We start from the raw sequence: 11,383 nt of genomic DNA, 5'->3' as shown, positions 1-11,383 counted from the left end.
GCATCGTTGTCGCCCCATTCGCGGCCTGCGGCTGGGCTGATCTCATTGGCGCGGCGCACGAGCTCGGCGCGGAATTCGACAAACTGATTGATGCGCTTCTTGAAAACGGCGAACTGCTCGGCATCGTCGGCCTGGACGATCTCCTCCCAGCGCGCGACCACGCGCAGGATGTCTTCGTTGAACTTGAGCAGGCCCGCGCCGTATTTCCGCACGACCGGGGCGTCGGTCGACATGTAGACGCCGCGCGACTCCATCACCACGGCATAGACCAGCGAATTGACCCGCTGCACGTTGAGCGCGGCGAGGTTGGCGGTCTCGATCTCGTGGGTCAGTTCTGCTGCCCGCCGTGAATTATAGTTCGACAGCCAGGTGATGGCCGCGGTCAGCGCCGCGAACAGGGCGAAAATGGCATAGAGCTTGATCGCGAGCGAACTGCGCGGCGCGATCGTATGTGACGACGTGCTGGGGATGGACGCTTCAGCCATGGGGCCCCTTCATCCGAAGCCAACCGAGCTCGGTAATTTAACAGTTATGCAAAATGTTCATGGATAAAGCGTTAATTGCAGCGTCTGGTGCCCTGCGACCGTTTTGCGTTTGCAAAGTAACATCAACGGGTTGCTAAGTACGAGGGAGAGCTGGGCCAAGCACAGGCCTCCGCGTCAACCCGGATATTGAGTTATGCAAACAGTGGAGAGCTACGCTGCACCGCGGCGCCGCCTGGCCGCAAGATGCTAGGATGGGCTTCTTGAACGGCGCCAATGCCGGCGAAAACGGGTATTCGTCATGGTCTATCGCCACGTCATCGGCTCCACTGTCCATGTCTTCGATGATCTGCGCGACCTGCTCGCCAAGGCGACGCCGCCACGCTCCGGCGACCAACTCGCCGGCATCGCAGCCGAGAGCGCCGAGCAGATGATCGCGGCGCGGATGGCGCTTGCCGACCTGCCGCTCGCGCAATTCCTGCAAGAGCAGGTGATCCCTTACGAGGACGACGAGGTGACCCGGCTGATCGTCGATAGCCACGACAGGGCTGCTTTCGCGTCCATTTCATCGCTCACGGTCGGCGGCTTCCGCGACTTCCTGCTGTCGGACGCCGCGACTCCGGACACGCTGACGCGGCTGGCGCCCGGCATCACGCCAGAAATGGCCGCCGCGGTCTCGAAGCTGATGCGCAACCAGGATCTGATCCTGGCGGCGAAGAAATGCCTGATAACATCAGCATTCCGCGACACGATCGGTCTGCCGGGCCGCATGAGCGTGCGACTGCAGCCCAACCACCCGTTCGACGACGCCAGGGGCATCACCGCCTCGATCCTCGATGGTCTGTTGCTCGGCTCCGGCGATGCCTGCATCGGCATCAATCCGGCGAGCGACGATCCCGCCGTGATCGGCGGTCTCTTACGGCTGCTCGACGAGATCATCGCGCGCGGCGCGATCCCCACCCAGGCCTGCGTGCTCACCCATGTGACGACGACGTTGCAATTGATCGGGCAGGGCTGTCCGGTCGATCTGGTATTCCAGTCGATCGCCGGCACCGAGGCGGCAAATCGCAGTTTTGGCGTCAATCTCGGCCTGCTGCGCGAAGCGCTCGATGCCGGCCGAAGCCTCAAGCGCGGCATCGTCGGTGACAATTTGATGTATTTCGAGACCGGACAGGGCTCAGCACTGTCGGCCGGTGCGCATCACGGTGTCGACCAGCAGACCTGCGAGGCGCGGGCCTATGCGGTCGCGCGCGCGTTTCAGCCGCTGCTGGTCAACAGCGTGGTCGGCTTCATCGGGCCCGAATATCTTTATGACGGCAAACAGATCATCCGCGCTGGGCTGGAGGATCATTTCTGCGGCAAGCTGCTCGGTCTGCCGCTCGGCGTCGATATCTGCTACACCAACCATGCCGAGGCCGACCAGGACGACATGGACGTGCTGCTGACCTTGCTGGCGACGGCAGGCGTTGCCTTCATCATGGGCGTGCCCGGCGCAGACGACGTCATGCTAAACTACCAGTCGACCTCCTTCCATGACGCACTCTATGTGCGCGACCTGCTCGGGCTGAAGCGGGCGCCGGAATTCGAGGATTGGCTTGATCGGACCGGCCTGGTCGATGCGCAGCACCGGCTAGCCGCAGGCCCCACTGCGCTGCCGGATTTTGCGGCACGGCTGATCGCCTGATCGATCACGCCTTGTGGGCGGCCAAAGCTGCCGCTTTCCGAAACGAACGGCGCGCGCAGAGCTGCGGGCGTGATTAGAGTTGAAGTGGAGGAACCGCCCGTTTTTGCATAAGTTGTAGCGCGCCGCCGGGCGCCGGATTAAGCTGGGTACAGGATGTTGCCGGAGACGATCGATGAGATTTGAAGGCATCGAGACAGTACGTCGCATTCTCTGCGTGTTTCCGCGTTACACGTCCTCGTTCGGGACCTTTGAATATGCCTATCCGCTGACCGATGGCGTCCAGGCCTTCATGCCGCCGCAAGGCCTGCTCCTGATCGCGGCCTATCTGCCCAGGCAATGGCAGGTTCGCTTCATCGACGAGAACATCCGTCCCGCGACCAAGGATGATTTCACCTGGGCGGAAGTGGTCTTCGTCAGCGGCATGCACATCCAGCGCCAGCAGATGAACGACATCTGTCGCCGCGCGCATGAGTTCGACCTGCCGGCGGCGATTGGCGGTCCCTCGGTCAGCGCCTGCCCGGACTACTACCCCTCGTTCGATTATCTGCATGTCGGCGAGCTCGGCGACGCCACCGACGAACTGATCGCGCGTCTCGCGGGCGACGTCTCGCGGCCCGCGGAGCAGATCGTGTTCGCGACCAGGGAGCGGGTCGCAATGACCGATTTCCCGATCCCGGCCTACGAGCTTGCCGAGGTGAAGAAATACTTCCTCGGCAGCATCCAGTATTCCAGCGGCTGCCCCTACCAGTGCGAGTTCTGCGACATTCCCGGCCTCTATGGCCGCAATCCGCGCATCAAGTCGCCGGAGCAGATCATCGCCGAGCTCGACAAGCTCAGGGAGTGCGGCGTCACCGGCTCGGTCTATTTCGTCGACGACAATTTCATCGGCAACCGCAAGGCCGCGATGGATCTGCTGCCGCACCTGATCGCATGGCAGAAGCGCACCGGCTATACGATGCGGCTCGCCTGCGAGGCGACGCTCAACATCGCCAAGCGGCCCGAGATCCTGGAGAAGATGAAGGAAGCCTACTTCATCACCATCTTCTGCGGCATCGAAACGCCCGATCCCGACGCGCTCACGGCCATGCACAAGGACCACAACATGATGGTCCCGATCCTGGAAGGCGTGCGGACCATCAACAGCTACGGCATGGAGGTGGTGTCCGGCATCATCATGGGGCTCGACACCGACAAGCCGAACACGGCGGATGCGCTGCTGCAATTCGTCGAGGAATCGCAGATCCCGCTGCTCACGATCAACCTGCTGCAGGCCTTGCCGAAGACGCCGCTGTGGGATCGGCTCGAACGGGAAGGGCGGCTGTTGCTCGACGATTCCCACGACTCCAACGTCAAGTTTCTGCTGCCTTATGACGACGTGGTGCAGTCCTGGCGGCACTGCATGGCGCAGGCTTACGAGCCGGAAAAGGTCTATGCGCGCTTTCAATATCAGTGCGACAACACCTATCCGAACCGCCTGAAAGTCCCGGTCAGCGACGAAATGAAGACGTGGCCCAGCATCAGGCGCGGGCTGGTGATGATGGCCAATATCTTCTGGAAGGTCGGCGTGCTCGGCGACTACAAGCGGCCGTTCTGGCGGTTCGCCTGGGGCCAGCTCAAGCGCGGCGAGATCGAGAATTTCATCGCGGCGACGATGGTCGCGCATCATTTGATCATGTTCGCGCGCGCGGCGACCAGCGGTCAGCAGAACGCCTCGAACTACTCGATCCGGCTGCGGGAGGCCTCCGTCCCTGCCGAATGATGTGCCCGTGACGCCACCGGCCGGGGCGATTCAGCCCCTCGCGTCCTCTGAGGCTCCGTTATCGCCAGCCGATTTGCGCGTGCTGACGCCGGCGCGCGTGGCGCTCGGGCGTGCCGGCGCCAGCCTGCCGACGCGAGCGCTGCTCGATTTCACCCTCGATCATGCCCGCGCCCGCGACGCCGTGCATGCGCCGTTCGAGGCGGATACGGTCGCGGCCGAGGTCGCAAGACTGGGCCTTGGGGCGTTGCATGTCCGGAGCCAGGCCGTGAACCGCAGGGACTATCTCAGCCGTCCTGATCTCGGACGCCGGCTCGATCCGGCATCCGCGGCATGCCTGGCTGAGGCGCGGGTAGGGGCGGATGTCGTGGTCGTGATCGGCGACGGGCTGTCGTCGAAGGCGGTACACACCCACGCGGTTGCGGTGCTGGACCGTCTCGCGCAGCAGTTCGACGCCGCCGGTATCACGATCGGTCCGATCGTGGTCGCTACTGGGGCGCGGGTCGCGCTCGGCGACGAGATCGGCGCCAGCCTCGGTGCGCGCATGGTGGTGGTGCTGATCGGCGAACGACCGGGCCTGTCCGCGCCCGACAGCCTGGGAGCCTATTTGACCTTCGCCCCCCGGATCGGCCGCACCGATGCCGAGCGTAATTGCGTCTCCAATATCCATCGCGCCGGGCTCGGCCATGACGAGGCCGCCGCCAAGATCGCCTGGCTCGCCAGGGAGGGGCTGGCCCGCAGAATTACTGGCGTCGCCCTGAAGGACGAGAGCGACGGAAAGTCGCAGCCATTGCCGGAGCGTGGCAAAAGCGTGACTTGACCGGAAATAGTACGAGATCGCCTGTTTGTGTGAACTCGTGCGCTTGCGAGAAACAAGCCGGACCTGCTAAACGGTCCCGGCAATTTTCCGTATGTTTTCAAAGGTTAGCCTTGGCTGCGGGCCTCACGATGCGGTTGGTCCTCGTTTGCTGAGCCGCCCCATTTGCGCCTGTATGCTCGATCCATAAATTGAGTCGATTCTCGAAGGAACTGGACTAGGCATGCTCGAAGTCAGGCACGACAATGAAGTTCATGTCGAGAAGGTCGAGCAGTCGCCGACTGGCAGCATCGCCTTTGGGCTGGAGCGGCTCGGCCTGATTGCGGTCAAGGTGCCGATCATCTCCTGCATCATCCTGCTGGTGCTGATCGTCGCTGCCGTGTTCGGCATCAAGCGGATCCAGATTGACGATTCGCTGTCGCAGCTGTTCCGCTCCAACTCCAAGGAATTCCATCAGTACGAAGAGGTCACGAAGAAATTTCCGGCCGAGGAGTTCGACGTGCTTGTCGTGGTCGAGGGCAAGAACCTGCTCGCCCGCGACAATCTGGAGAAGCTGCGCGACTTCGTGACTGATCTGCAACTCGTCGACGGCACCCGCGGCCTGGTCTCGTTGTTCTCGGCCCGGCAGGCGCCGGCGCCCGGCAAGCTGCCGGCGGCGCTGTTCCCGTCGGAGTTGCCTGAAGGCGCGGCCTACGATCAGTTCATCCAGACCGTCAAATCCAACGAGATCATTCGCGGCAAGCTCTTGTCCGAGGACGGCACGCTGGCGTTGATCGTGCTGTCGCTGGAGCCGAAGGTCGTCGCCAGCAACGATCTCAGCAAGACGGTCGGCGAGATCCGGAAACTGATGGCCGACGACCTCGGCAACACCGGGCTCGACGTGCAGCTCTCCGGCGTGCCGGTGATGCAGCTCGAGATCCGCAACGCGGTCGAGCGTGACGGCCTGACCTACAATATCCTCGGCATCCTCGCCGGCTGCGTCATCGCGATCATCTTCTTCCGCAAGGTCTCCTTCATGGTCGCGGCGGCGTTCCCGCCGATGATCGCGATCATGCTGGCGCTCGGCGCGCTCGGCTGGGCCAACTTCAATCTCAACATGTTCCTGAACGTGATGACGCCGCTCATCATGGTCATCAGCTTCTCCGATTCGATGCAGCTCACCTTTGCGGCCAGAGACCGGCTGATCGCGGGACAGGACAAATACACCGCCTTCAAGAACGCCGTGCTCGTGGTCGGGCCGGCCTGCGTGCTGACCCACGGCACCGCCGGCATTTCCTTCATCGCGCTGCAATTCTCCGACTCCGACCTGATCCGCAAGTTCGGCGAGGCGGGGCTGGCCGCGACCATCATCGCACTGGTCGCTGTACTGTCGCTGGTGCCGGTATTCGGCGTGCTGCTGGTGCGCAACGAGAAGACGTTCGCAGTCAAATTCCAGAGCGCGGACGCCGGCGTGCAGGCGCTGCGCAATTTCTGCTACTGGATCGCGGTGCGCATGGTCGGCCGGCCCGGCCTGTTCAGCCTGATCGCGGTGTTGTTCGTCGGCTCCCTCGGCGTCGTCTACGCCAATCTGCAGCCGCGCTACCGGCTCGCCGACCAGGTGCCGGACAAGCAACAGGCGGTGGCGGCCAGCAACCGGCTCGATGCCAAGCTGACCGGCGCCAATCCGGTCAACGTGCTGATCCAATTCCCCAAGGGCGCCTCGCTCTACGATCCCCAGACCTTGCAGACCATCGCCGAGGTGCACGCGATGGTGGAGAAGACCGCTGGTGTCGGCAATGTATGGTCGGTGGAGACCTTGCGGCGCTGGCTGGCCGAGAAGGCGGGCTCGTCCGACGTCGCGACCCTGAAGGAATATATCGATCTGATCCCCGAGCACCTGGTGCGGCGCTTCATCGACAAGGAGCAGGATGCCGTGGTGGTCGCCGGCCGCGTGCCCGACATCGATTCCAGCCAGTTGCTGCCGGTGGTCGACAAGCTCGATCACGAGCTCGATACGGTGAGGACGGCCCATCCAGGCTATGAGATCGCGGTGACAGGCCTTGCCGCGATCGCCGCGCGCAACTCCGCCAGCATGATCGAAAAACTCAACCATGGCCTGACCATCGAATTCGCGTTGGTCGCGATGTTCATCGGACTCGCCTTCCGCTCCTGGGTGGTGATGCTCGCCTGCATCCTGCCGGGCATCTTCCCGGTGGTGATGTCCGGCACCTTGCTCTATGCGATGGGGGAGGGGCTGCAATTCGCCAGCGTCGTCGCGCTTACCGTGTCGTTCGGGCTTGGGCTCTCGGCGACCATCCACTTCTTGAACCGGTTGCGGCTGGAGAGCGCGCCCGGGCTCAGTGCGGCAGTCGCGGTCGAGCGCGCCACCGTGCTGGTCGGCCCGGCGCTGATCCTGACCACGGTGGTGCTGGCCTGCGGTCTGGTCGTGACCGTGTTCTCCGATCTGCCGTCGCTGCGGCTGTTCGGCTGGCTCAGCGCATTCTCGATGGTGGCCGCGTTGTTCGCCGACCTCTTCATCCTCAGGCCGACCGCGATGTTCTTGATCAACATCGCGCAGAAGATGGGGCGCAAGGCTATCTAGGGGAACTTGAACTCAGCTGTCATCGCCTGCGAAGGTGGGCGATGACAGCGCAGATAAAACCAAACGGCCCTGACATCGCCAGGGCCGTTATGCATTCAGTCAAATCGAAAGCACGAAACCATCAGGTCTTCGTCATTGTGATGTTGACGCCGCGGATCTCGCCCTTGGAGGAGATCTGCACGACCTGCTTGTTGCCGTTGGTGCGCAGGTTGATGCTGGCGGCGAAGCCCGCGGCCTGTACGAACACATCGATCTGGCCGCCGCCGGCGGTGCCCTGCAGTTCGCCGTTCAGGTTGCGGCTGGATTCGCTCCAGTTGCCGGAAATCCGGCTGCCCTGGCTGACCACGTCGCTGCTGAGGTCGAACTTGTAGCTGTCGCTGGCACATTGCAGGCTCTGCTTCAAATTGACGCCCGCGACCTTGTAGTTCGCCTTGCAGCGTATCCGTTCGGTGGTGCCGTCGGAGAGCGCCACCGTGCCGTTTCCGGCCCAGCTGCCGTCGAAGCCGGCGAAGGGGCCGCCGGACTGGGCGTAGCTTGCGGACAGCGACAGCAGCAGCGCCGCGCCAAAGGAGGCGGCAAGCGAGGCGGCCTTGATGGCATTGTGTCCGGGGAGGCTTGAGCCGAGCAGTTTCATATCGAGTTTCCCATCCAAAATGACGCTTTTCTGCAAGACCTGTCGCACAGCTTCGAACACTTAGTGTCTTTGCAGTATGTGAGGTTCAAATGACAGACAGGCTGACCGCATCTCGCGACAATCGGGCGGCATCATGGACAAGCCGTCGAATCAACCGGTGCCGCCGGACGCTGTCCTATTGCGCGTGGTCCTTTTACGCGTCGATCGCGCAACCGGCCAGCTTGCCTGGAACCCGGCGGCGGCGCATCTAACGGCGTGCGCGGCAGCCTTGCAACAGCCAAATGCGAAAATGCTATCTTCGCAAAATATGATCCTAGTATCAAAGCCTTGTTTATGCCAAAGGATCGGCTCTCCCGAGCGGGTTAGGCTCGGGTTCATTGGACGCAAATCTGGCCGCATTTGGCAGCGCGATCGACGCTGGGGGGCTTGCGGCTCTTGCAAACCGAATGGTCTTTCCCGGACGGCGTGGGCATCCGGGAGGTCTCCTCCGCTGTCAAAATGAAGGAACACGATGCGTAAGATTTTCCTGGCAATTGCCCTGACGTCGCTTTTCGTCTCCACCGGTGCGTTCGCCCAGCAGGGCGCCCCGCGCAGCGGTACCGTCGAGGAACAGGAGGCCTGCACCCGCGACGTGCAGAAGCACTGCCGTGCGGTGATGGATCAGGGCGATTTCACCGTTCTGGCCTGCCTGAAGGAAAACCGCACCAAGATCAGCAAGGCCTGCGATCAGGTGCTCAAGAACCACAACCAGTAAGACGATCCGCGACCTCGCGGTGGTTAACAACCGCTGACGTTCCATCCGGGACGTCAGCGGTTCGTCTTTAACCGACATAGCATTGGTTTTGGCCGCGTCTTCGCCTATATGGGAGCGGACAATCCCTTTGCGGAAGCGAAGGGGCGGGCATTTGTGAGCCGGTGCGCCCTCAACCTGATAGCTGTTTCCCCCATGACCACCGCCAGCGATTTGCGATCCGGCAAGACACACCGGGACGAGAACTTTCCGGTGGGGTCCTTCATTATTTCTCCGCGGCACCGAGCGCTGATCTTGGCGTTCTACAATTTCGTGCGCACCGCGGACGATATCGCCGATCATCCTCAACTCGATCCCGCCGAGAAGCTGCGGCTGCTCGATCTGCTCGAGGCCGAGCTGCTCGGCGAGGGCGACACGCAGGAGGTCGCGGTCACGCTGCGAGGCGCGCTCGCAGCCCGCGCGATGCCGCCGCGCCATGCGCTTGACGTCTTGATCGCCTTCCGCATGGACGTCGAGAAGCTGCGCTACGAGAATTGGGACGAGCTCATCCATTACTGCCGCTATTCGGCAATGCCGGTCGGGCGCTTCATGCTCGACGTGCACGGGGAGAGCACGGCGACCTGGCCTGCGTCGGACGCGATCTGCGCCGGTCTGCAGATCAACAATCATTTGCAGGATTGCGGCAAGGATTATCGCGCGCTGAACCGCGTCTACCTGCCGCGCGATGCGCTGGCCGAGTGCGGTGCTGCGGTCGAGATGCTGGGCGAGGCCAAGTCGCCGGCGCCGCTGTTGAGCTGCCTGCACAAGCTCGCGGCACGCAACGCGGCGCTGCTCGAGGAAGGCCGGGATCTGAACAGCGGCGTCAAAGACTTCCGCCTCGGGCTCGAGATCGCCGTGATCCAGGCCTTCGCGGATCGCATCGTCCATTTGTTGCAGAAGCGTGATCCTTTGAGCGAACGTGTCCATCTCAGTCCGCTCGAACTGCTGGGACACAGTCTCGGCGCAGTCGCCGGCGAGATCGGCCGCCGCGCCGTCGGGCGTCATCCCGTCTCCAAATCGGCGGCCGGCGCATGACGCTCGAGGCGACCGCCGATAACACCGACTACGGCACGGCTGCATCCGGCAGCTCGTTCTATGCCGCCATGCGCATTCTGCCGCGCGCGCAGCGCGATGCGATGTTTTTGATCTACAGCTTCTGCCGGCAGGTCGACGACATCGCCGATTCCGACGGGCCGCGCGACGAGCGGCTGGCGGCGATCCAGCAGTGGCGCGACGACATCGACGCGCTGTACGAAGGCCATCCGCCGCCGCGCTTGCGCGACTATGCGGCGACGGTGAAGCGGTTCGGCTTGAAGCGCGAGGATTTCCAGGCCGTCATCGACGGCATGGAGATGGACATACCGCAGAACATCCGCGCGCCGGATCTCGCAACTCTCGATCTCTATTGCGATCGCGTCGCCAGCGCCGTCGGCCGCCTCTCGGTGCGCGTGTTCGGCATGCCGGAAGAGGACGGCATCCTGCTCGCGCATCATCTCGGTCGTGCACTGCAGCTCACCAACATCCTGCGCGACATTGACGAGGATGCAGGTCTCGGCCGGCTTTATCTGCCGCGCGAGGCGCTCTTGCTTGCCGGCATCACCGGCGACGATCCGGTCAGGGTGATCAACGATCGCAATCTGCCCAAGGTTTGCGCGGCGCTGGTCACGCGCGCCAAGGCGCATTTCGAGAAGTCCGACGAGATCATGAAGCGCAACCGGCGACGCGCCGTGCGTGCGCCGCGGATCATGTCGAAATATTATCACGCCGTTCTCGAACTGCTGCTGGCGCGCGGTTTCGCCCCGCCGCGCGAGCCCGTGCGCGTGAACAAGCTCACCAAGATCGGCATCATTCTCCGTTACGCTCTCATCTGATGGCAAAGACAGCCCATATCATCGGTGCCGGAATCTCCGGCCTTTCCGCAGGCGTGCGACTGGCCAACGCCGGTTACCTCGTGCATGTGCACGAGGCGACCCAGCAGGTCGGCGGTCGTTGCCGGTCCTATTTCGACGCCGCGACCAATCTCACCATCGACAACGGCAACCATCTGCTGCTCTCGGCCAATCATCACGCGCTGGCCTATGCGCGGTCGATCGGCTCGGAGGCAGGGCTCGTCGGACCGGCGCAGGCGCAGTTTGCCTTCGTCGACATCTCGACCGGCCAGCGCTGGCTGCTCGACCTCGGCGACGGTCGCCTGCCGCTATGGGTGTTGGACGAGAGTCGCCGGGTGCCTGACACGAAGCTGACCGACTACCTTGCACTGTCGCCGCTGATCTGGGCCGGCACGTCGAAGTTGATCGGCGACACCATCCACTGCAAGGGCGTCCTGTATGACCGGCTGGTGCAGCCGCTGCTGCTGGCGGCGCTGAACTGCGACCCGCCGGAAGGATCGGCCGGTCTTGCCGGCGCGATCGTTCGGGAGACCTTGCTCGCCGGCGGCCAGGCCTGCCGTCCGCTGGTTGCGCGCGACGGCCTGAGCGCTGTGCTGATCGATCCTGCGATCAAGTTCCTGGAAGGCAAGGGCGGCAGCGTTCGGATCGGCCGCGAACTGCGGGAGGTGGCCAGCGAGGGCGGCCGCGTCACCGCGCTGAAGTTCGGCGGCAATGACGTCGTGACGCTCGGCCCCGATGACGCGGTGGTGC

Annotated in this window: 9 protein-coding genes and 1 pseudogene; 8 read left to right on the top strand and 2 right to left on the bottom strand. The window is 63.4% G+C overall.

All coding sequences use genetic code 11. From position 1 onward, the window contains the following. A pseudogene (locus tag WA702_RS17450) lies at positions 1 to 485 on the bottom strand (methyl-accepting chemotaxis protein); the annotation flags it as partial. A 298-nt stretch (positions 486 to 783) separates the two neighbouring features. Between WA702_RS17450 and WA702_RS17445 the strand changes: the two are divergent. The 4 genes from WA702_RS17445 (at position 784) to WA702_RS17430 (ending at position 7,320) form a co-directional block, all read left to right on the top strand. Beyond that, positions 784 to 2,166 (top strand): ethanolamine ammonia-lyase subunit EutB, encoded by a 1,383-nt coding sequence (locus tag WA702_RS17445; RefSeq protein WP_425111786.1) that lies wholly within the window; start codon positions 784 to 786, stop codon positions 2,164 to 2,166. A gap of 172 nt (positions 2,167 to 2,338) precedes the next feature. Beyond that, positions 2,339 to 3,925, top strand: a complete 1,587-nt coding sequence (locus WA702_RS17440) for a B12-binding domain-containing radical SAM protein (RefSeq protein ID WP_425111785.1) — start codon at positions 2,339 to 2,341, stop codon at positions 3,923 to 3,925. A 28-nt stretch (positions 3,926 to 3,953) separates the two neighbouring features. Further along, complete coding sequence (eutC, locus tag WA702_RS17435) at positions 3,954 to 4,742, top strand: ethanolamine ammonia-lyase subunit EutC (RefSeq protein WP_425111787.1); 789 nt, start codon at positions 3,954 to 3,956, stop codon at positions 4,740 to 4,742. A gap of 220 nt (positions 4,743 to 4,962) precedes the next feature. After that, entirely contained in the window at positions 4,963 to 7,320 is a 2,358-nt protein-coding gene (locus WA702_RS17430) for an efflux RND transporter permease subunit (RefSeq protein WP_425111784.1), read from the top strand. A 121-nt stretch (positions 7,321 to 7,441) separates the two neighbouring features. Here WA702_RS17430 and WA702_RS17425 read toward each other — a convergent pair whose 3' ends face one another. Then, positions 7,442 to 7,954, bottom strand: coding sequence for a hypothetical protein (locus WA702_RS17425; RefSeq protein ID WP_425111783.1), 513 nt, complete (start codon positions 7,952 to 7,954; stop codon positions 7,442 to 7,444). 511 nt (positions 7,955 to 8,465) lie between these two features. Here WA702_RS17425 and WA702_RS17420 point away from each other — a divergent pair. The 4 genes from WA702_RS17420 to WA702_RS17405 form a co-directional block, all read left to right on the top strand. Further along, positions 8,466 to 8,708 carry a cysteine rich repeat-containing protein gene (locus WA702_RS17420; RefSeq protein WP_425111782.1) on the top strand — a complete coding sequence of 81 codons (243 nt, stop codon included), beginning with the start codon at positions 8,466 to 8,468 and terminating at the stop codon, positions 8,706 to 8,708. A 192-nt stretch (positions 8,709 to 8,900) separates the two neighbouring features. Next, a complete protein-coding gene (gene hpnC, locus WA702_RS17415) occupies positions 8,901 to 9,779 on the top strand; it encodes a squalene synthase HpnC (protein WP_425111781.1) in 879 nt (292 codons plus the stop codon). Next, positions 9,776 to 10,615, top strand: coding sequence for a presqualene diphosphate synthase HpnD (hpnD, locus tag WA702_RS17410; RefSeq protein ID WP_425111780.1), 840 nt, complete (start codon positions 9,776 to 9,778; stop codon positions 10,613 to 10,615). The genes hpnC and hpnD overlap by 4 nt, the downstream gene beginning before the upstream one ends. Next, positions 10,615 to 11,383: hydroxysqualene dehydroxylase (locus tag WA702_RS17405; protein ID WP_425111779.1), on the top strand; the 769-nt coding region annotated here is incomplete at its 3' end. The genes hpnD and WA702_RS17405, both read left to right, overlap by 1 nt.

Source organism: Bradyrhizobium sp. (genome assembly GCF_049798375.1).
Taxonomy (GTDB): Bacteria; Pseudomonadota; Alphaproteobacteria; order Rhizobiales; family Xanthobacteraceae; genus Bradyrhizobium.
Note: the sequence above shows the minus strand (reverse complement) of the source record. Positions and strands in the feature narration are given on the sequence as shown.

What these genes read in the sequence shown, in the direction of transcription:
- WA702_RS17445 (WP_425111786.1), top strand. Translation starts at nt 784, where the DNA reads ATGGTCTATCGCCACGTCATCGGCTCCACTGTCCATGTCTTCGATGAT.
- WA702_RS17440 (WP_425111785.1), top strand. Translation starts at nt 2,339, where the DNA reads ATGAGATTTGAAGGCATCGAGACAGTACGTCGCATTCTCTGCGTGTTT.
- WA702_RS17430 (WP_425111784.1), top strand. Translation starts at nt 4,963, where the DNA reads ATGCTCGAAGTCAGGCACGACAATGAAGTTCATGTCGAGAAGGTCGAG.
- WA702_RS17425 (WP_425111783.1), bottom strand. Translation starts at nt 7,954, where the DNA reads ATGAAACTGCTCGGCTCAAGCCTCCCCGGACACAATGCCATCAAGGCC.
- WA702_RS17420 (WP_425111782.1), top strand. Translation starts at nt 8,466, where the DNA reads ATGCGTAAGATTTTCCTGGCAATTGCCCTGACGTCGCTTTTCGTCTCC.
- hpnC (WP_425111781.1), top strand. Translation starts at nt 8,901, where the DNA reads ATGACCACCGCCAGCGATTTGCGATCCGGCAAGACACACCGGGACGAG.
- hpnD (WP_425111780.1), top strand. Translation starts at nt 9,776, where the DNA reads ATGACGCTCGAGGCGACCGCCGATAACACCGACTACGGCACGGCTGCA.